At 65.1% G+C, this 20,332-nt stretch carries 14 protein-coding genes; 8 read left to right on the top strand and 6 right to left on the bottom strand.

Annotated features, from left to right (window positions below; translation table 11 throughout):
* Positions 1-12: 12 nt before the first annotated feature.
* Together rhaI and ASD15_RS18850 are read right to left on the bottom strand one after the other, a co-directional pair.
* Positions 13-1,308 (bottom strand): L-rhamnose catabolism isomerase, encoded by a 1,296-nt coding sequence (gene rhaI, locus ASD15_RS18855; RefSeq protein WP_057156553.1) that lies wholly within the window; start codon positions 1,306-1,308, stop codon positions 13-15.
* A 56-nt stretch (positions 1,309-1,364) separates the two neighbouring features.
* The gene (locus tag ASD15_RS18850) at positions 1,365-3,464 is read right to left on the bottom strand and encodes a bifunctional rhamnulose-1-phosphate aldolase/short-chain dehydrogenase (protein WP_057156552.1); all 2,100 of its coding nucleotides are present in this window, start codon (positions 3,462-3,464) and stop codon (positions 1,365-1,367) included.
* Between the two features lie 315 nt (positions 3,465-3,779).
* Between ASD15_RS18850 and ASD15_RS18845 the strand changes: the two genes are divergently transcribed.
* From ASD15_RS18845 to ASD15_RS18820, 6 genes are read left to right on the top strand one after another with little or no spacing between them, the layout of a single operon-like run.
* On the top strand, positions 3,780-4,646 hold the full coding sequence (locus tag ASD15_RS18845; protein ID WP_057156551.1) for a DeoR/GlpR family DNA-binding transcription regulator: 867 nt from the start codon (positions 3,780-3,782) through the stop codon (positions 4,644-4,646).
* Entirely contained in the window at positions 4,643-5,647 is a 1,005-nt protein-coding gene (gene rhaS / locus ASD15_RS18840; protein ID WP_057156550.1) for a rhamnose ABC transporter substrate-binding protein, read from the top strand. The genes ASD15_RS18845 and rhaS overlap by 4 nt, the downstream gene beginning before the upstream one ends.
* Before the next feature lie 12 nt (positions 5,648-5,659).
* A complete protein-coding gene (locus tag ASD15_RS18835) occupies positions 5,660-7,285 on the top strand; it encodes a sugar ABC transporter ATP-binding protein (protein WP_082551941.1) in 1,626 nt (541 codons plus the stop codon).
* Positions 7,282-8,298, top strand: coding sequence for an ABC transporter permease (locus tag ASD15_RS18830; protein WP_057156549.1), 1,017 nt, complete (start codon positions 7,282-7,284; stop codon positions 8,296-8,298). The genes ASD15_RS18835 and ASD15_RS18830 overlap by 4 nt, the downstream gene beginning before the upstream one ends.
* Entirely contained in the window at positions 8,295-9,320 is a 1,026-nt protein-coding gene (locus tag ASD15_RS18825) for an ABC transporter permease (RefSeq protein ID WP_057156548.1), read from the top strand. Before ASD15_RS18830 ends, ASD15_RS18825 begins: the two co-directional genes overlap by 4 nt.
* Positions 9,317-10,711, top strand: coding sequence for an FGGY-family carbohydrate kinase (locus ASD15_RS18820; RefSeq protein WP_057156547.1), 1,395 nt, complete (start codon positions 9,317-9,319; stop codon positions 10,709-10,711). The genes ASD15_RS18825 and ASD15_RS18820 overlap by 4 nt, the downstream gene beginning before the upstream one ends.
* A 9-nt stretch (positions 10,712-10,720) precedes the next feature.
* Here the strand turns inward: ASD15_RS18820 and ASD15_RS18815 are convergent, their stop codons facing one another.
* From ASD15_RS18815 to ASD15_RS18805, 3 genes are all read right to left on the bottom strand, one after another.
* Entirely contained in the window at positions 10,721-11,194 is a 474-nt protein-coding gene (locus tag ASD15_RS18815) for a VOC family protein (RefSeq protein ID WP_057156546.1), read from the bottom strand.
* A 146-nt stretch (positions 11,195-11,340) separates the two neighbouring features.
* Positions 11,341-13,320, bottom strand: a complete 1,980-nt coding sequence (locus ASD15_RS33680; RefSeq protein ID WP_082551939.1) for a family 43 glycosylhydrolase — start codon at positions 13,318-13,320, stop codon at positions 11,341-11,343.
* Positions 13,321-13,743: 423 nt separating this feature from the next.
* On the bottom strand, positions 13,744-15,480 hold the full coding sequence (locus ASD15_RS18805) for a methyl-accepting chemotaxis protein (RefSeq protein ID WP_057156545.1): 1,737 nt from the start codon (positions 15,478-15,480) through the stop codon (positions 13,744-13,746).
* 283 nt (positions 15,481-15,763) lie between these two features.
* Here ASD15_RS18805 and ASD15_RS18800 point away from each other — a divergent pair, with 283 nt between their 5' ends.
* Positions 15,764-16,204, top strand: a complete 441-nt coding sequence (locus ASD15_RS18800) for a hypothetical protein (RefSeq protein ID WP_057156764.1) — start codon at positions 15,764-15,766, stop codon at positions 16,202-16,204.
* Between the two features lies 1 nt (position 16,205).
* Positions 16,206-18,155: a bifunctional diguanylate cyclase/phosphodiesterase gene (locus tag ASD15_RS18795; RefSeq protein WP_057156544.1), complete on the top strand. Its 1,950-nt coding sequence runs from the start codon at positions 16,206-16,208 to the stop codon at positions 18,153-18,155.
* On the opposite strand, the gene fusA is transcribed toward ASD15_RS18795, so the two are convergent.
* Positions 18,152-20,266: an elongation factor G gene (fusA, locus tag ASD15_RS18790; RefSeq protein ID WP_057156543.1), complete on the bottom strand. Its 2,115-nt coding sequence runs from the start codon at positions 20,264-20,266 to the stop codon at positions 18,152-18,154. The genes ASD15_RS18795 and fusA overlap by 4 nt on opposite strands.
* Positions 20,267-20,332: the final 66 nt, after the last annotated feature.

The raw sequence follows: 20,332 nt of genomic DNA, 5'->3' as shown, positions 1-20,332 counted from the left end.
CCGGGCGAAGGCTTAGACGATGCCGCTGCTGCTGGCGCCTGCCTTTGCTGGACGTGCTTCGGCTGCCTTTTCGCGGTAGCCCGAAGCGCGGTAGCATGCCACCGGATCGATGGCGCCGCCGGAACGCACGCGGGCCATGGCCAGGATGGCACTGACGTCGGTGCGGTAGGCCTGTTTCAGCGCCTGCGCCGATTGCAGCGCGTCGTTGGCTTCCTGGTACTGCTTGAGCGCCGAGCGATCCACCAGCGCAGCCTGGACCGCTGCGCGCTGCACTTCAGCGGCGCTGTTCATCAGGCTTTCGATTGGATCGGTCACGTTGTGCGACTGGTCCAGCATGTAGGCCGGATTGAAGTTGGCGCCGTCGCGCTGCTCCGCGTCGGCCAGCTCGTTGAAGACCAGGAACAGCTGGAAGGGGTTGATGCTGCCCGAGTCCAGGTCGTCGTCGCCGTACTTGCTGTCGTTGAAATGGAAGCCGCCCAGCTTGCCGAACTGCGCCAGGCGCGCCACGATCATCTCGATATTGGTGTTGGGCGCGTGGTGGCCCAGGTCGACCAGGCATTTCGCCTTCGGGCCCAGTTGCTGCGCGCAGGCGAAGCTGGTGCCCCAGTCGGCGATGGTGGTGGCGTAGAACGCAGGTTCGAACAGCTTGTGCTCGATGTACATCTGCCAGTCGTCCGGCAGGGCCGCGTAAATGCCGCGCGCGCTGTCCAGGTAGCGTTCCAGCGCGCCGCGCAGGTTGTGCTGGCCGGGGAAGTTGGCGCCGTCGCCCACCCACACGGTCAGGCCTTTCGAGCCGAGCGCCTTGCCCAGTTCGATGCATTCGATATTGTGCGCAACCGCCTGCGCGCGGGTGGCCGCGTCCTGCGAGGTCAGGCTGCCGTACTTGTAGCTATGTTCCTGGCCCTGCTGGTCCTGGAAGGTGTTCGAGTTGACCGCGTCGAAGCCCAGGCCATAGCCTTCGGCCTGCTGGCGCAGCGCGCTCGGGTCGGTGGTCTTATCCCATGGGAAGTGCAGCGACACGCTCGGGGTGGCGCGCGTGAGCTGGTGGATCACGCCGCAGTCTTCCATTTTTTCGAACACGTTGCGCGGCTCGCCTTTGCCCGGGAAACGCGCGAAGCGGGTGCCGCCGGTGCCCACGCCCCAGCTCGGGAGCGCTACCGCGAAGCGTTGCGCGACGGCGGTCAGCTTCTCGATGTCCTGGCCACGGCGGGCCAGCACGCCGGCCAGCGCGTCGTAGTCGGCCTGCAGGTTAGCTTCCAGTTTTGCGTTGTGTTCGGCCACGCGGCCAGCGTCGATCAAAGTGCTCATTCCAGTCTCCATCTCTATTCTTTTTACGAAGCGGGCCGCGGCCCGCCCCCTGCATATTAACGCGTGAAGGCGGCCGCGTTGCCGGCGTCCACATTCAGGATGTTGCCGGTGCTCTTGCCTGCCTTGTCGCTGGCCAGGAAGTACACCGCTTCGGCGATATCTTCAGGCAGCACGCTCAGTTTCAGCATGCTGCGCTGGCGGTAGAAATCTTCCACGTCGTCCGCGCCGATTTTATTCGACTGAGCGCGTTCCTGCTTCCATTTCCCGTCCCAGATGCGGGAGCCGCGGATCACGGCGTCCGGGTTGACCACGTTGACGCGGATGCCGTGCGGCGCGCCTTCCAGCGCGATGCAGCGGGCCAGGTGGATTTCGGCAGCCTTTGCGGTGCAGTATGCCGATGCGCCGGCCGAGGCCACCAGGCCGTTCTTGGACGCCACGAACACCATGCTGCCACCCAGCTTCTGCTGCTTCATGATGCGGAACGCGGCGCGGCTGGCCAGGAAGTAGCCGGTCACCAGGATGTCCTGGTTGCGGTTCCAGATTTCCAGCGTGGTCTCGTCCAGCGGCGCCGACGAGGCGATGCCGGCGTTGGAGACCAGCAGGTCGATGCCGCCGAAACGCAGCGCCGAAGCGTTGATCACGTCCTCCACCGCCTGTTCGCTGGTGATGTTGGCGACGATGCTGCCCACGCTGTCCTTGCCTGCGGCCCTGGCCAGGTCTTTGTGGGCCTGTTCCAGTGCCTCGGCATCGATATCGGTCAGCATCACGCATGCGCCCTCTTGCAGCAGCTGGCGGGCAACCGCCTGGCCGATGCCGCCGGCGCCGCCGGTTACCAGCGCGATGCGGCCGGCCAGGCTTTTCGGTTTGGGCATGCGCTGCAGTTTCGCTTCTTCCAGCAGCCAGTATTCGATGTCGAACGCTTCCTGCTCCGGCAGGCCGACGTAGGTGTCCACGCCGTTCGCGCCGCGCATCACGTTGATGGCGTTGACGTAGAACTCGCCGGCGATGCGCGCGGTGGCCTTGTCCTTGGCGAACGACAGCATGCCCACGCCAGGAATCAGGTAGATGATCGGATTGGCGTCACGCACGGCTGGGCTGTTGTCATGCTTGCAGCGCTCGTGGTAGGCACGATAGTCGGCGCGGTAGGCTTCCAGCTGCGCGTCCAGGCCGGCCACCAGGCCGTCGAAGTCCGGCTTGGCCGGATCGAAATCGATCACGAAGGGACGGATCTTGGTGCGCAGGAAGTGGTCCGGGCAGGAAGTACCCAGCGCTGCCAGCGGCGCCAGGTCTTTGCTGCACACGAATTCCAGTACCGCGTCGCTGTCGTCGAAGTGGCCCAGCTTGTATTCGTCCTGGCTGATCTTGCCGCGCAGGACAGGCATCAGTTTGGCCGCCAGCGCGGAGCGTGCTTCGGCCGCCAGCGGCGTGGTGCCGGCGCCGCCGAACACGGGTTGCTTGACGTTCGCTGCCAGCCATTCCTCGGCGCGCTTGATGATGTTGAGCGTGGTTTCGTAGCAGCTCTTGGCGGTATCGCCCCAGGTGAACAGGCCGTGGCCCTCCAGGATGATGCCCTTCAGCTGCGGCTGCGATTTCGACAGCGCTTCCAGCTTCAGGCCGAGATCGTAGCCTGGACGCTGCCAAGGCAGCCAGCCCAGTTCGCCTTCGAAGATCTTGGCGGTCAGCGCTTCGCTGTTCTTGCACGCCGCGATGGCGATGCAGGAGTCCGGATGCATATGGTCGACATGCTTGCGGTCGATGTAGGCGTGCAGCGGGGTGTCGATACTGGCGGCGCGCGGATTCAGGTTGAAGGTGCAGTGCGGCAGGTAAGCCACCATCTCGTCTTCGAGCGCCAGGCCGCGGTAGCGCTGCTTGAGCGCCTGCAGCTTGTCCATGTACAGCGTGGAGAAGCCGTCCAGCTTGATGCTGCCCAGATCGCCGCCGGAACCTTTCACCCACAGCACTTCCACCTGTTCGCCGCTGAGCGGGTCGGCCATCATGACCTTGGCGGAGGTATTGCCGCCGCCGAAATTGGTAATGCGCAGGTCCGAACCCAACAGGTTGGAACGGTACAGCAGCAGTTCCGGCTCGCTCATGGCGGCGGCGGCGCTGTCATTCCATAGGGAAGCGATCGGTTCTTTCTGCTTCGGGTCTTTCATTTGCTGATCTCCGTTGTGGGGTATGTGTGACTTTTTGCCGTCAGGGCAACTGCAATCAGTAGAAATCAGCGGGGTATGGGGTGTCAATGCGGAAGCAATCAACATGATGACTAAGAACGAAATAATCATATCGTTGATTGAAACGTGCTCGTTATGCTGCAATGCGGCGGAAATAATCAAGTAGTTGAGCGAAGCCTGATTGACTGGTCAGGCCAAAATGATTAGTCTCTACGTTAATAAAGTGATCACCTGGCACCGCCGGCGGATAAAACCGGCGGGCGAACTTGAGTAGACACAAAATAAGAGGAGACAGAAATGGTAAATCACAAGCGCCGTAAACGTTTGTTGAAGCTGCTCGCCGAACATAATACGGCTAGCGTGCCTCAACTGGTCGAGTGGCTCAATGCCTCGCCTGCTACCGTCCGCAGGGACATCAGCTGGCTGGCCGGCCGCAATCTGCTCACCCGCACACGGGGTGGCGCAACCAATCTGCAACAGAAAAAGCGCGGTTTCCCGCTCACCAGCGAAACCTTCCAGAACAACATCCAGTGCTACGCCGAGCGCAAACGCGCCATCGCCCGCTACGCGGCCGGCATGTGCACCGAGGGCGAAACCATCATCATCAACGGTGGCACCACCACCTTCATGATGGCCGAGTTCCTGGTGGACCAGCACCTGAAGATCCTCACCAACTCCTTCCTCATGGCCGAGCGCCTGCTGGTATCGAGCGAGAACGAGATCATCCTCCCCGGCGGCAAGGTATACCGCGAGCAGAACGTGATCCTGAGCCCGTTCGACAACGACATCACCCAGCACCACTACGCGGCCAAGATGTTCATGAGCGTGTACGGCTTGTCGCTGCTGGGACTGATGGAGGCGGACCCGCTGCTGATCCAGGCCGAGAAGCGCCTGATCAGCCAGGCCGAAGAATTGATCGTTCTGGCCGACAGCTCCAAGTTCCAGAAGAAGGCCGGCCTGATCCTGTGCGGCTTGAACCGTGTGGCCACCGTCATCACCGACACCCACGCCTCCGATTCGGCAGTGCAGTTGATGGAGCAGTCGGGCATCCGCGTAGTGACCGTGGAGCCGGAAGCGATGCCGCCGCAAATCAATACCCCCAACTACAACCCGGCGTTCGACTATCAGACCGCGTCCATGTACCAATCGGAGATCTCGCATTGAAGCTCAAGAAACTCGCAATCGCGGCGCTGGCCGCCAGCATGCTCGTTGCCGTCGCAGGCTGTGAAAAAAAGCCCGAGAAGGTGCGCATCGCCATGGTGGTGAAGAGCCTGGGCAACGGCTTCTTCGACGCGGCCCACAGCGGCGCCAATGAAGCGGCCGCACAGCTGAAGGATGTGGAAATCATCTACACCGGCCCCACCACGCCGAGCGCTGAGGGCCAGATCGAGATCATCAACTCGCTGATCAGCCAGAAGGTCAGCGCCATCGTGATCTCGGCCAACGATCCGGATGCGCTGGTGCCGATCGCGAAGAAGGCCATGGCGCGCGGCATCAAGGTGATTTCCTTCGACAGCGGCCTGGCGCAAGAAGGCCGCCTGATGCAGCTCAATCCCTCGAACGCCAACCTGATCGGGCAGAAGCAGATCCAGATGGCCTCGGACGCCATCGGCGGCGCGGGCGAGATCGCCATCCTGTCGGCATCGGCGCAGGCCACCAACCAGAATATCTGGATCAACGTGATGAAGAGCGAACTGGCCAAGCCGGAGTTCTCCAAGCTCAAACTGGTGGCCACCGTGTACGGCGACGACCAGTCGGACAAGAGCTACCGCGAAGCCATCGGCCTGCTGCGCAGCAATCCGAACCTGAAAGCCATCATCGCGCCGACCACCGTGGGCATCAACGCGGCCAGCAAGGCCGTGGTGGACGAGCACCTGGTGGGCAAGGTGTTCGTGACCGGCCTGGGACTGCCTTCCGAAATGGCCGGCCATGTCAAGACCGGGGCGGTGCGCGAGTTCGCCATCTGGAATCCGATCGACCTGGGCTACGCGGCCACCTACGCGGCGTATGACTTCGTCAAGGCTGCGCCGAACGCGAAGGCAGGCGGTTCTGTCTCGGCCGGCCGCATGGGCACCATCGCGATCGACGCGAACGGCGAGGCGGCTATGGGCGCCCCGTTCACCTATAACAAAGAGAACGTCGACAAGTTCTCCAAAATCTTCTGACGCGGACGTAGCATGCAACTCAATTTGTTAGTAGATGGCGGCCTGCCGTTGCAGGCGGGCGGCGCGGCGGTCACGGTGCCGGGAGCCGGCGCGGCGGCTGGCGCGGCCTCCAATACCGCCGCCCTGTCCGCGCCGGTGCTGGCGTTGACCGGCATCAGCAAACGCTTCGCCGGCATTGTCGCCCTGAACAAGGTAGCGCTATCCGTGCGCCCAGGGGAAGTGATGGCGCTGATCGGCGAGAACGGCGCCGGCAAATCAACCCTGGTCAAGACCCTGACCGGCATTTACCGGCCGGACGAAGGCACGATGGAACTGTGCGGCAAGCCGGTGACCTTCGCCAGCGCGCAGGAGGCCATGCGCGCCGGGATCACCGCGGTGCACCAGGAAACGGTGATGTTCGACGAACTGACCGTGGCCGAGAACATCTACGTCGGCCGCCAGCCGTGCAAGGGTGCGCTGGGCCGGGTCGACTGGCGCCTGATCGAGGCTGAAGCCGAGAAACTGTTCGAGCGCCTGGAGGTCTCCCTGCCGGTGCGCGCCAAGGTGAAAGACCTGAGCGTGGCGCAGCGCCACTTCGTGGAGATCGCGCGCGCCCTGTCGCAGGATGCGCGCGTGGTCATCATGGACGAGCCGACCGCTTCGCTGTCGCAGCGCGAGATCCAGGAGCTGTACCGCATCATCGCCCAGCTGCGCGCGGCGGGCACCGCCGTCATCTTCATTTCGCACAAGTTCGACGAGATTTTCGCCGTGGCGGACCGCTACACCGTGCTGCGCGACGGCCAGTTCATCGCCGAAGGCGCACTGTGCGACATCACCGAACCGGAACTGGTGGCGCTGATGGTGGGCCGCGCGGTGCACCAGGCCTATCCCAAGGCCGACGTGGCCCACGGCCCGGTGCTGCTGGAGGTGGACTCGTTCTGCCACCCCACCGAGTTCGAGAACGTCAGCTTCACGCTGCGCCAGGGCGAGATCCTGGGCTTCTACGGCCTGGTCGGCGCCGGCCGCTCCGAAGTGATGCAGGCGCTGTTCGGCCTGAGCACGGGCGTGCGCGGCGCGGTCAAGCTGGGCGGGCGGCAAGTGCGCATCACCTGCCCCGCCGACGCCATCGCCAACGGCATCGCCTACGTGCCGGAAGACCGCCAGCACCAGGGCGCGCACCTGTCGCTGCCCATCCTGCATAACATCACCCTGCCCATCCTCGACAAGGTGGGCTTCCTGCTGCGCGGCCGCCGCGCCAAGGAAAACACCATCGCGCGCCACTTCAGCGAACAGCTGGAACTGAAGGCCAGCCACCTGACGCAGCTGGTGTCGGAACTGTCCGGCGGCAACCAGCAGAAAGTGGTGCTGGGCAAATGGCTGGCCACCAATCCACGCGTGATCATCCTGGACGAGCCGACCAAGGGCATCGACATCGGCTCCAAGGCCGCCGTACACAAGTTCGTCAGCGAACTGGTCGGCAAGGGCCTGTCGGTGATCCTGGTGTCGTCCGAACTGCCGGAGGTGCTCGGGCTGGCTGACCGCGTAGTGGTCATGCACCAGGGGCACATTACCAATGTATTCGAGCGGGCCGAGGCCACGCCAGAGAAAGTGGTGGCGGCGGCTTCGGGCTGCGCGCTGCCGGTAGAGGAATGCGCATGAACGCACTGAAAAGCGTACTGAAACAAAGGGAGGCGCTGCTGGCGCTGATGATAGTCGGCCTGATCCTGCTGGTCGGCCTGCGCGCGCCGGTGTTCCTGAGCGGCGCCAGCCTGGCCGGCCTGCTCACCGACAGCACCTTGCTGGTCATGCTGGCGCTGGCGCAAATGCTGGTGATCGTCACGCGCGGGGTGGACCTGTCGGTGGCGTCCAACCTGGCCTTGTCGGGCATGATGTCCGCGCTGCTGGCGGCGCGCTACCCGGAACTGCCGCTGGTGCTGGTGGTGCTGTCCGCCGTGGCCATCGGGCTGGTGCTGGGACTGATCAACGGATGGCTGATCGGCTACCTGCAACTGCCGCCCATCGTCGTCACGCTGGGCACCATGAGCGTCTACCGGGGCATGGTGTTCGTGCTGTCCGGCGGCGCCTGGGTATCGTCGCACCAGATGCCGCCCGGCTTCATCGCCTTCCCGCTGGCGCGCCTGTTCGGCATCAGCCACCTGGTCTGGATCGCAGCGGCCACTGTGCTGGCGGCCCTGTTCATTGCCCGCCACAGCCGCTTCGGCCGCGACCTGTACGCAGTCGGCAACGAGCCGGCGTCGGCGCGCTACGTCGGCATCCCGATCGCGCGCCGCCTGCTGTGGACTTACGGCCTGTCGGGACTGATGGCCGGGTTGTGCGGCTACTTGTGGGTGGCGCGCTACGCGGTGGCCTATACGGAAATTGCCTATGGCTTCGAGTTCACGGTGATTGCCGCCTGCGTTATCGGTGGCATCAGCATCGCCGGCGGGACCGGCACGGTGGCGGGCGCGGTGCTCGGCGCGCTGTTCCTGGCGGTGATCGGAAACGCGCTGCCGGTGCTCAAAGTGTCGCCGTTCTGGCAAAGCGCGCTGACCGGCATCGTCATCCTGACCGCCGTCATGATCAACGCACGCGGCAACAAGAGCGCCGGCCGCCAGATCCTGCCGCTGCATCTCGTTAAACCTGCTCAACCTGCCACTGGGAGTGCCGCGTGAATCCTGCGCCTGTTTCTTCTACATCCACGTCCGCGTCCACCTCGCGCTACGTCATCCAGGACCGTCCCGGCTTCCGCCTAAGTGCGGCGCTGGGCCGCTGGGAGAGCCTGCTGGCCTTGCTGCTGCTGGCGTCCTTCGTGGTCTGCGGCATCGTGCTGCCGAACTTCCTGGACCCTTACAACCTGGCCGACGGCACCTTCAACTTCAGCGAGAAGGCCCTGATCGCCCTGCCGATGGCGCTGCTGATCATCTGCCGCGAGATCGACATTTCCGTGGCCGGTACGCTGGCGCTGTCGTCGGTGGCCATGGGCTACGCCAAGTCCATCGGCCTGCCTCCCGAAAGCCTGCTGTTCGTGGCGCTAGCCACTGGCACCGCGTGCGGCTGGCTAAACGGATGGCTGGTGACGCGCTGGGCGCTGCCTTCCATCGTCGTCACCATCGGCACCGTCTCGCTGTTCCGCGGCCTGGCCAGCGTGGTGCTGGGCGACCAGGCCTACACCGGCTACCCGCAGATCATGATGGACTGGGGCCAGGGCTACTTCTTCGACTTCATCCCGCGCGAGTTCGTGGTGCTGCTGGTGTTCGCCGCCCTCTTCGCATTCGTGCTGCACGCGACGACCTGGGGCCGCCGCATCTACGCCATCGGCAACAACCCGGTGGCGGCACGCTTCTCCGGCATCCCGGTGGAACGCTACCGCCTGGTGCTGTTCATGGTGGCAGGCGCCATGGCCGGCCTGGCGGCCTACCTGCTGACCGGCCGCATCGGCAGCACGCGTCCCAACATCGCCATGGGCTGGGAACTGGAAGTGATCACCATGGTGATCCTGGGTGGCGTCAGCATCGCCGGCGGCGCCGGCACCATCGGCGGCGTGCTGCTGGCGGTGCTCACGCTGGGCACCGTGACGTACGGCCTGTCGCTGGCCAACATTCCCGGCATCTACATGACCATCGTGGTCGGCATCCTGCTGCTGGTGACCATCGCCCTGCCACGCCTGCTGCGCGGCCGCAAGGTGGCCAAATGACGCAATCCAATCCAGCCACCATCGTCCTCGACATCGGCAAGACCAACGTCAAGCTGGCGCTGATCGATGGCGGCGGCCGCACCCTGGCCGAACAGCGCAGCCCGAACGCCATCGTCATGGACGGGCTCTATCCGCACCACGACACCGAGCGGATCTGGACCTGGATGCTGGACGCCATGCGGGCATTTGCGCAGTTGGCGCAAGTGGCCGCGATCGTGCCCGTCACCCACGGCGCCACGGCGGCGCTGGTGGACGACGACGGCCTGGTGCTGCCGGTGCTTGACTACGAGTTCGGGCTGCCGCCGTCGCAGGACGCGGCCTACCGCGCGCTGCGCCCATCTTATGCGTCCAGCTATTCTCCCCTGCTGCCCGCCGGCCTGAACCTGGGACGCCAGCTGGCCTGGCAGGCGCACGCCTATCCCGAGCAATTCGCGCGCGCGCGCCACATCCTCATGTATCCGCAATACTGGGCGTGGCGCCTGAGCGGCGTGCCAGCCAGCGAAGTGACCTCGCTCGGCTGCCACACCGATTTGTGGCAGCCGGCACGGCAGCAGTATTCCGCACTGGTGGAGCGCATGGGCTGGAGCGGCCTGTTTCCTGCGCTGCAGCCAGCCTGGGCGCCGCTCGGCGCACTGAAGCGGGAACTGGCGGCGCAAACCGGCCTGCCGGCGGACTGCCAAGTGATCTGCGGCATCCACGACAGCAACGCCTCGCTGCTGCGCCATCTGAACGGCGCGGGTCCGCGCACCGTGCTGTCGACCGGAACCTGGGTGATCGCCGCCGCCATCGGCATGCCCCTGGACGGCTTGCGGGAGGCCGACGACATGCTGGCCAACAGCAACGCGCTGGGCGAGCCGGTGGCCTGCATGCGCTTCATGGGCGGGCGCGAGTTCGCCGAACTGGCCGGGCCGGCGCCAGAACCGTGCTCGGTGGACGATCTGCAGCGGCTGATATCGCAAGGAAGCATGGCGCTGCCGTGCTTCGCCGCTGCAGGCGGCCCGTTCGGCGGCCGGGCGGGCGCCATTGCCGGACCGGCGCCGCAGACAGCGCAAGAGCGCTATGCGCTGGCCACGCTGTATTGCGTACTGATGAGCGACTATTGCCTGTCAGCGCTGAACGCGGCGCAAGGCGATGTGGTGGTGGAAGGCAGTTATACCGGCAACCCGCATTTCGCGCCGCTGCTGGCGGCACTGCGGCCCGGGCAGGCGGTCGGCTGTTCCGACGACGCCAGCGGCACGACCTGCGGCGCATGGATGCTGGCGCATTGGACCGCCGCCGGCCGGGACGGCGACGGCGTAATCGGCACCGGCAGCACGCCCCCGGCAGCCGCCAAAGCGCTCACGCTGGACGGTTGGACAGAGTACCGCGCACGCTGGCTGGCGGCACTGTAAGCACGGGATCTATCCGCGAACGGCTGCCTCGATTCGGGCGACATCGATCTTCCGCATCGTCATCATCGAATCGAAGGCGCGCTTGGCCACCTCGCCACCCTGAGCCATGGCGTCGGTCAGCACGCGCGGGGTGATCTGCCACGACAGGCCCCATTTATCCTTGCACCAGCCGCAGGCGCTCTCCTGCCCGCCGTTACCGACGATGGCGTTCCAATAGCGGTCGGTCTCTTCCTGGTCGTCGGTGGCGATCTGGAACGAGAACGCCTCGCTTTGCGTAAAGGCCTTGCCGCCGTTGAGTCCCAGGCACGGCACGCCGCAGACGTTGAACTCCACCGTCAGCACCTGTCCTGCCTGCCCGCCCGGAAAATCCCCCGGCGCGCGGTGCACGGCGCCAACCGAGCTGTCCGGAAAGACGCTGGCGTAAAAGTTCGCGGCGTCTTCCGCGTCCCGGTCGTACCACAGGCAAATCGTGTTCTTTGGCATTTGTCGTTTCCTTAGAAAATAGTCAGTCGAAGTACCCGGATCAGCCTTGCCAGCATAGCAAAAAAAGCCGCGACATGGCGTTGGCCAGCATCGCGGAGAACGCCCCGCATTGAACGTGCGGGGGGCGGGAGCTCGTACCCCCGGCGCTAAGGCGCCGGCGCTTTCAGCAGGATATGCGTCGGCTTGTCGCGTTCGGCGCGCAGCACGCCGTTGGATTCGGCCAGCTCAACTACCTGGATCGCGCTGCGGCGCTGTTCGGGCCCGTCGAGCCTGGCGTCCGCGCCGCGCCGGCCTGGATGGGTAAAGTAGAACAGGTAGGCCCGTTCCTCGGTGACCACCACGTCCGCGTGGCCGCCCATCACCTGGTCGTCGGCGCCCTGCCCGGCAACTTGCAGCAAATTGTCCGGCTGGCGCTTCCAGTTCACGGCATCGTCCGAGCGGTACACGCCCAGGCCTTGCCACACGTCGGTGATCATCCACCAAGAGCCGCGCCACTGGAATACCTTGGGCCCCTCGCCGCCCTGGTCGCCGACGGCGCGGCCACGGTCGGTCCAAGTCGCCAGATCCTTGCTGTCCGCGTAGTAGATGGCCTTCTTGTCGGTTTCATTGTTGTACCACATGCGCCATCCGCCGCCTGGCATGCGCGACACGCACGCGTCGATTATGCGGTCGGACGCCAGCTTGATCAGCTCCGGCCTGCGCCAGTTGCGCATGTCGGTGCTGGTCAGGTGCACCATGTGGCGCGGGTGCTTCCAGTCGGTGAACACGCCCGGCACCACGGTCAGGTACATGTGGTAGACACCGTCATCGCCCTGCACGATCTCTGGCGCCCAGTGCGTGGCGTCCTTGCCGCCCAATTCAGGCGGCAGCTCAATATCCGCCGTGCCCGTGTAGGTCCAGGTGGCGCCCGCGTCCTCCGACTCGGCGATGCCGATGCGGGTGCCGTGCACCCAGGTGACACCGGACAGGCCGGGAGATTTGGCGCGACGGTTGGTGTAGTACATCCACCATTTGCCGCGCGCCGCATTCCAGATCACCACCGGGTCGGCCGCGCCATCCTCCACCGGATCGCGGAACAGCGGCTTGGCCGCCACCCTGGCCTGGTCGGCCACCGGCTCGCCGAAGTCGGGCGTGCCGTCTGGATGCCAGCGCAGCACTTGCGCGCGGGTGTGCCGGTTCTGGTCGCGCAGCGGATCGCCCTTGATGTCGCGGTAATTGCGCGCGTGGTAGACCAGCAGGTCGTTCTTGCCGTCCGGCGTGGTGGTGAAGGAGTTGTGGCCCGGCCCGTACTGGCCGTTGGCGCTCTTGAACACCGGCACCGGCGATTTGCGCCACGAGGCGCTGTCCAGCAGGTTGGCGTCCACCGGCGCGCTCAGCAAGCCCAGCGCGTAGTTGGCGTCGGTGGCGCTGGCCGAATAGGTCAGGAACACGCGGCCGTTGCGCACCAGCGCAGAAGGCGCTTCGTTGACGTCGTGCTTGACCTTCTCCCAAGCGTACTGGGGATGCGACAGCATGGTGGCCGGGCCCTTGATCGACAGCGGCGTATCCATCTCGGCCAGGTAGATATTGGTGCCCTGGTATGCCGGCTCGGCGCCGCGCTGCGTCCATGCCAGGTAGCGCTTGCCGCCCAGCGCGAAGGTGGTGGCGTCCAGCGCAAAGCTTTCCCAGCCGGTTTTCAGCTGGCCGCGTTCCACCCACTCGCCCTGCAGCGGGTCCGGCGAGCTGTTCTCCAGCACATACAGGCGGATTTCCCAATGCGCGTCGGCGCGGCCGGCAGTGAAGTAGATATACCACTTGCCGTCGATGCGGTGCAGCTCCGGCGCCCAGATGTGGTAGCTCATCGGCCCGCTGGCGTGCTGGCGCCAGAGCACTTGCGCCTTTGCGCTGCCCAGTTCATCCAGCGTGCGCGCGCGGCGCAGTTCGATGCGGTCGTACTCCGGCACGGTGGCCGTGAAATAGTAGTAGCCGTCGCTGTGCAGCGTCACATGGGGATCGGCGCGCTGGCGCACCAGCGGGTTGCCGAACACGGGACCGGTAGCGGCAGCCGTCTCGGTGGTGGCCGCCGATGCCGCTGGCGGGAAGGCGATCAGTGCTGCGGCGGCGAGTAGTGTCAGTTGTGGAAGCATCAGTTTTAATCGATACGCGGAAGAAGTGGCGGCGGCCCGCGAAGGCGGCCAGTGCCCGGCCCTTCAGCTTCCCGCCCTGATTGTTAGCGATACCACAGCATTGTATCGGGACTGGAACCGCGCGTCGAGCGGCAACAGCTGCGCCCGACGCGTCCTCGTGCGGAGCCGCGCTGCCCGCCCTTCCCTTTCTTTGCCGCCGGCTGTTGTCGGGCGGCGGCTTGATGTAGTTTTCAATCGACCCGGGAATGGACGGCGCCATGGCAACCGCTCCCACACTGCGAAGCGGCGCCGACAGATGTCGCAGGGCTGCAAGGTTGCGGCGGCGATCTCCGTTCTCCGGAGTACCGTGCAAGACCTGAAAAAAAAGCCGCGCCATTTCTGGCGCGGCCTGGTCAGCGGCTCACTGGCGCGAGCTGCCAGATATCAGAACTCTTCCCAGTCGCTGCTGGCAGGCTTGGCGTTGGCCAGCTTGGCCGGCGCTGCGCGCTTGGCTGCGGGCGCCGCAGGCGCGCGGGCCACGGCCGTGCCGATAGGGGCGACCTTGGCACGGTTGGCCGCCTGCCGGGCGGGTTGAGGCGCCGCGACAGCGCTGATCTTGAAGGCGGCCACCGCCTGCGACAATTCCTCGGCCTGGTCGCGCATCAGCTGCGCGGCGGCGGCCGTTTCTTCCACCAGCGACGCGTTCTCCTGCGTCACCTGGTCCATCTGCGTGATGGCCTGGTGCACCTGGGCGATACCCGCGTTCTGCTCGTCGGTCGCGGCGCTGATGGCGGCCACGATGTCCGTCACCTGGCGCACGCTGGTCACCACCTGGCTCATGGTGGCGCCTGCCTGCTCGACCAGCTTGGTGCCCGAACCGACCTTGTCCACCGAGTCCTCGATCAGCACCTTGATTTCCTTGGCCGCCGCCGCCGAGCGCTGCGCCAGGTTGCGCACTTCGGTTGCCACCACGGCAAAGCCGCGGCCCTGCTCACCGGCGCGCGCCGCTTCCACCGCAGCATTCAGCGCCAGAATGTTGGTCTGGAAGGCGATGCCGTCGATGACGCTGATGATGTCCACGATCTTGCGCGACGATTCGTTGATCGACGACATGGTCTCGGTCACCTGGTCGACCACGCTGCCGCCCTTCACCGCCACGTCCGATGCGGACAGCGCCAGCTGGTTGGCCTGGCGCGCGTTGTCCGCGTTCTGGCCGACGGTGGAGCTCAGTTCTTCCATGCTGGACGCGGTCTGCTCCAGCGCCGCCGCCTGCGCGGCGGTGCGCGAGGACAGATCGCCGGTCCCGGCCGCGATCTGCTGCGACGCCGAGCTGACCGTCTCGGTCGAGGTGCGCACCTTGCCGATCACGCCGCCGATATCGGCCAGCAGCATGTTGAAGGCGACCGCCGTGTGCCCCACTTCGTCCATGCGCTCGACGCGCACCTGGTGCGTCAGGTCCAGCGATTGGCTCACGTCCTCCAGCGTGCCCTGGATATTGCTCAAGCTCACGCTGATGATGCGGTACAGCTGGTAGCCCAGGAAGCCGGTCACCACCAGCGCGGCGACGATCACGCCCACCAGCAAGGTAAAGGCGGACTGGTAGGCGGCGATGGATTCGGCCCGCACCTTGTCGATCAGGGTATTGTTGTAGGCGATATGGTCGTCCAGCGCTTTCTTCACGCCGGCCGCGCCGATCGCCAGCGGCGAGCCGCCAACCAGGGTGGCGCGCACACCGTCCATGTCGCCCGCGTGCGAAGCTTCCAGGAAGGGCACCAGCGCCTTGCGGTAAGTGGCCATCGCTTCGCGGTCCGCTTCGACCATCTTGCGGTCGGTCTCGTCGGTGACGTTCTCTTTCTCGTACTTGGCCAGGATCTCGTCGAACTTGGCGTGCGCGTCGTTGTAGGCTTTGAGCAGCGAGGCTTTGTCCGGCATCTTGCATGGGTCCGGGCATTCGGCCGGCGCGGGCGCGGAAAACACGGACAGGCGATAACCGGCCAAGCGGCTGTCGGACACGGCATTCTTGGCCATGTTCAGGCCGGCGATGCTGGGAATCAGTTCTGTCTGCACGGTGTCGAGGCGGGCTTGCGCACGCTGCAGCTGCAGCACGCCGTTTCCGCCGACAAATAGCAGCGCCAGCAATGCCACTGACAGGGTCAGCATCAGGCGTTTGGTAATCGTCATGGTGATTCTTCTCTGAAGGTTTGATACGGGATGGTGACTATGGTGTGACTATCGTGTGACTATTATATTGCCATGAAGTGACTATCTTGTTACAAGGCAACTAGTTCCATTCCCATTGTAACTAGCGGGCCTGCTCTTGGCTATAATGCCGGGACCGCCGAACTGGCATTTATCAAGGACTGTTGGGATGACACATCACATAGCGGCGAAGGCGGTGAAAAAGGCGGCCGGAATCGCCGGCAATTTAACCTCTGCGGCAATCCTCTCGGTGCCCGCGGCCGCCATGGCCGGCGATGCGTATTCTTTCGAGCTAGTGGAAAGCAAGCCGCTGAGCGAACTATGGATCAACCCGGGCTTCTATTCCTACCATTTCGACCGCGAAAAGAATCTGAACGACCGCAATCCCGGCATCGGCGCGGAATACCGTTTCTCCACGGTCGCAGCAGCGACTGCGGGACGGTTCTATAATAGTGACCGCCAGTATTCCAATTACGCGGGCTTGTACTACCAGCCCTTTGCAATTGGTCCGGTGCGCCTGGGCGCGGTGGTCGGCGGCTTCAACGGCTATCCCAAGATGCGCGACGGCGGCTGGTTCCTTGCCGCCATTCCCGTCATGAGCTTCGAGTACCAGCGCGTGGGCGCCAATATCGCCGTCATCCCGCGCTACAAGGACAGGTTGCATGGGGCACTATCGATACAGCTGAAATTCAAACTGACCGACTGACATGGATCTCACGGCACCACAGGACGACGCCACCCGGCTGGCCGCCTACATCAGGCGCGACGCGCTGGCCGATCCCTGCGCCCAGCAGGCGGCGCTGGCGGCGCTCGAGCGGCTGCGGCTGACGCAGGCCGAGCTGCAGGAAAAGCTGGTGCGCCACGACAGCTTCTATGTGCTGCTGTCGCGCCTGACCCCGGTGGTGTCGCGCGCGCGCTCGCTGGAAAGCCTGTGCCTCGGGGCCTGCCGCATCATCGCCGCACAACCCGGCATCCAGATCGTCGACGTCAGCTATTGCGACGAAACCACCGGCAAGCTGCGCCTGCTGACCTCCGTGGAGCGCGACGGCGCCGAACGGGAATGGCACAGCGGCGAGGCCACGGACGCCGCCGACTGGTTTACGCCCGAACTGGCGCTCGAGGCGCTGGAAGCGGGCGAAATGCGTTTCTCCAACCAGCTCACCCCCGGCTGCCAGCGGCGCTGCATCGCCTCCTGCATGGCTATCCCGCTGTTCGCCAACAACCGGCGCTGGGGCGTGCTGTCGCTGTATTCGCTGCACAGCGACCTGTTCGACGCCTTCTACCTGGAGCGCGCCGGCGAGATCGGCTCCGAACTGAGCTTCGGCCTGGAGCGCCTGGTCAACGCGCAGGAGCTGTACCGGCTGGCGCGCACCAATCCCCTGACCGGCCTGCCCAGCCGTACCCACTTCGAAGAACAGGTCGCCGTGCTGGCCGCCGCCGAGCAGCGCGGCACCGTGCTGCTGATTAACATCAACCGCTTTGACGAAATCAGTTCGGCCTACGGCAACAGCGCCGCCATCGGCCTGATGCGCGCCATCGCGCAGCGCCTGAACATGGAAGTGGCGCCGCGCATGCTGCTGTCGCACATCGGCATCGGGCGCTTTGCGCTGTTCTATCCTGCGGACGAGGCGGGCACGCCTTCGGCCTTCGTGCGCGACACCATCGTGCCGCTGCTGCAGGGCTCCTATCACGTGGACGAGCACCGCATCTGGTGCACCATCAATGCCGGCGCGGCGGCGCTGCCCGAGGACGGCACCTCGGCCGACGCGCTGCTGGTGAAAGCCTGGGATGCGCTGGCCGGCGCGCGCCTCAAGGAAGAACGCTTCGGCTATTACGACCGGCACGCCGACCAGGCCCTGGCCCGTGAGCTGAGCCTGGAGTCCGAACTGCGCGACGCCATCGTGCGGCGCGAGTTCGTCAACTACTACCAGCCCAAGATCGACATGAAGACCGGCAGGCTGTCCGGCGCGGAGGCGCTGATACGCTGGAACCATCCCACGCGCGGCATTGTGGCGCCGGCCGAATTCGTGCCGGTGCTGGAGCGCAGCGGACTGGTGATCGCGGCCGGACGGCAAGTGATGGAACAGGCCATGGCCGATTGGCGCGCGTGGTACGACGCCGGCCTGAAGCCGCCGCAGATCGCCGTCAACGTGGCGCCGGCGCAGTTCCGCTGCGATACGCTGATCGGCGATATCGAACGGGTGCTGCAGACCGCCGGCGCCGAGCTGCAGCCGCTGTCGATCGAAATCACCGAGAGCAGCCTGGTGGCCGACCATGCGCGGGTGGTGGACATCCTGACCCGCATCCGCAGCCACGGCGTGCCGATCGCCATCGACGATTTCGGCACCGGCTACTCGTCGCTGGCCTACCTGGTGACGCTGCCGGTGGACGTGCTCAAGGTAGACCGCTCGTTCGTGATGAAGATGGCGCACGACGCAGGCTATATGGGCCTGGTCAGCACCATCGTGTCGCTGGCGCACAACCTGGACTTGAAGGTGGTGGCCGAGGGGATAGAAACCGAGGAAGAAGCCAAGCTGCTGCGGCTGCTGCGCTGCGAGCAGGGACAGGGCTATCTGTATAGCAAACCTGTCCCCGCCGCGGACTTCGCCGCCATGCTGTGCCGCCCGGAAGGCGGCGGGTTGCGCGCTGCCGGTTAGTGCCCCCGGCCCTTCGACGACACCGCAATCTGGTCGAGGATGTGCTTCGGCACCTCGGCATAATGCTTGAACTCCATGGTGTAGGTCGCCCTGCCCTGCGTCAGCGAACGCAAGGTAGTGGAGTAGCCGAACATCTCGGCCAGCGGCACCAGCGCGCGGATGATCTTGCCGCCGCCGCCCGGGATCTCGTCCATGCCCTGCACCATGCCGCGCCGCGCCGTCAGGTCGCCCATGGCGTTGCCCATGAACTCTTCCGGCGTCTCCACCTCCACGTGCATCATCGGCTCCAGCAGCACCGGCGAAGCGCGCCGCATGCCCTCCTTGAAGGCCATCGAGCCGGCCATGCGGAATGCGTTCTCGTTCGAGTCCACGTCGTGGTAGGAGCCGAAAGTGAGCGTCACTTTCACGTCCACCACCGGATAGCCCGCCAGCACGCCGGTCTGCAAGGTCTCCTGGATGCCCTTGTCCACCGCCGGGATGAATTCGCGCGGTATCACACCGCCCTTGATGGCGTCGACGAACTCATAGCCCTTGCCCGGCGCTGCCGGCTCCACCGTCAGCACCGCGTGGCCATATTGGCCGCGCCCGCCGGACTGTTTGACGAACTTGCCTTCCACGTCGCTGGCGGTCTTGGTGATGGTTTCGCGGTACGCCACCTGCGGCTTGCCCACGGTCGCCTCCACGCCGAACTCGCGCCGCATGCGGTCCACCAGGATCTCCAGGTGCAGCTCGCCCATGCCGGACATGATGGTCTGGCCCGATTCCTGGTCTGTGTGCACCTTGAACGACGGGTCTTCCTGCGCCAGGCGGTTCAAGGCGATGCCCATCTTTTCCTGGTCGGCCTTGGTCTTCGGTTCCACCGCCTGCGAAATCACGGGCTCGGGGAAAATCATCTTCTCCAGCACGATCACGTGGTCCGGATTGCTCAGCGTATCGCCGGTGGTGACGGCCTTCAGGCCCACCGCCGCCGCGATGTCGCCGGCGTAGACCTCCTTGATCTCCTTGCGCTCGTTGGCGTGCATCTGCAGGATGCGGCCCAGGCGCTCCCTCTGGCTCTTGGTAGGGTTGTACACCGTGTCGCCCGAATTGACCACGCCGGAATAGACGCGGAAGAAGGTCAGCTGGCCCACAAAGGGGTCGGTCATGATCTTGAAGGCGAGCGCCGAGAACGGCTCGTCGTCCGTCGGATGGCGCTCGATCGGGTTGTCCTGCTCGTCGTGGCCGTTGATGGCGGGCACGTCGACCGGCGAAGGCAGGTACTCGATCACAGCGTCCAGCATGGCTTGCACGCCCCGGTTCTTGAACGCGCTGCCGGCCAGCATGGGCACGATCTCGTTGCGGATGGTGCGCGCGCGCAGGCCCTGCTTGATCTCGGCCTCGCTCAAGGCTTCGCCATTCAGGTATTTGTCCAGCAGTTCGGGCGAACCCTCGGCGGCCGCTTCCACCATGTGGTCGTGCCACTTCTGCGCCAGCTCTTTCAAGTCGGCGGGGATTTCCTCATAGGTGAATTTCACGCCCAGGCTGGCGTCGTCCCAGTTAATGGCGCGCATTTTCACCAGGTCCACCACGCCGTGGAAATTGTCCTCGGCGCCCAGCGGAATCTGGATCGGCACGGCGGTGCCTTTCAGCCGGTCCTTGATCTGCTGCTGCACGCGGAAGAAGTCCGCGCCCACGCGGTCCATCTTGTTGATGAAAGCGATGCGCGGCACCTTGTACTTGTTGGCCTGGCGCCAGACGGTCTCGGACTGCGGCTGCACCCCGCCCACCGAGTCGTACACCATGACTGCCCCGTCCAGCACGCGCATGGAGCGCTCCACCTCGATGGTGAAGTCGACGTGGCCGGGCGTGTCGATGATGTTGATGCGGTGCTCGGGGAAGTTGCCGGCCATGCCTTTCCAGAAGGCCGTGGTGGCGGCCGACGTGATGGTAATGCCGCGCTCTTGCTCCTGCTCCATCCAGTCCATGGTGGCCGCGCCGTTGTGCACCTCGCCGATCTTGTGATTGACGCCGGTGTAAAACAGGATGCGCTCGGTGGTGGTGGTTTTTCCGGCATCGATGTGAGCGCTGATGCCGATATTGCGGTAACGCTCGATAGGTGTCTTGCGGGTCATCACAATCTCCTTGGAACGAGGGCCCGGCAGTGGGTCGTCGTTGATTCTAACAGTAATGGCAACTCA

Source organism: Massilia sp. Root351, assembly GCF_001425045.1.
Classification (GTDB): Bacteria; Pseudomonadota; Gammaproteobacteria; order Burkholderiales; family Burkholderiaceae_D; genus Rugamonas.
The sequence above is the reverse complement of the archived record's forward strand: the minus strand, read 5'-3'. Positions and strand labels throughout refer to the sequence as shown.

Bases quoted from the DNA above. Each gene is read 5' to 3' on its own strand.
- ASD15_RS33680 (WP_082551939.1), bottom strand. From the start codon at position 13,320: ATGCTTCCACAACTGACACTACTCGCCGCCGCAGCACTGATCGCCTTC.
- ASD15_RS18845 (WP_057156551.1), top strand. From the start codon at position 3,780: ATGGTAAATCACAAGCGCCGTAAACGTTTGTTGAAGCTGCTCGCCGAA.
- ASD15_RS18795 (WP_057156544.1), top strand. From the start codon at position 16,206: ATGGATCTCACGGCACCACAGGACGACGCCACCCGGCTGGCCGCCTAC.
- ASD15_RS18830 (WP_057156549.1), top strand. From the start codon at position 7,282: ATGAACGCACTGAAAAGCGTACTGAAACAAAGGGAGGCGCTGCTGGCG.
- ASD15_RS18815 (WP_057156546.1), bottom strand. From the start codon at position 11,194: ATGCCAAAGAACACGATTTGCCTGTGGTACGACCGGGACGCGGAAGAC.
- ASD15_RS18850 (WP_057156552.1), bottom strand. From the start codon at position 3,464: ATGAAAGACCCGAAGCAGAAAGAACCGATCGCTTCCCTATGGAATGAC.
- ASD15_RS18800 (WP_057156764.1), top strand. From the start codon at position 15,764: ATGGCCGGCGATGCGTATTCTTTCGAGCTAGTGGAAAGCAAGCCGCTG.
- ASD15_RS18805 (WP_057156545.1), bottom strand. From the start codon at position 15,480: ATGACGATTACCAAACGCCTGATGCTGACCCTGTCAGTGGCATTGCTG.
- ASD15_RS18835 (WP_082551941.1), top strand. From the start codon at position 5,660: ATGCAACTCAATTTGTTAGTAGATGGCGGCCTGCCGTTGCAGGCGGGC.
- ASD15_RS18820 (WP_057156547.1), top strand. From the start codon at position 9,317: ATGACGCAATCCAATCCAGCCACCATCGTCCTCGACATCGGCAAGACC.
- fusA (WP_057156543.1), bottom strand. From the start codon at position 20,266: ATGACCCGCAAGACACCTATCGAGCGTTACCGCAATATCGGCATCAGC.
- rhaI (WP_057156553.1), bottom strand. From the start codon at position 1,308: ATGAGCACTTTGATCGACGCTGGCCGCGTGGCCGAACACAACGCAAAA.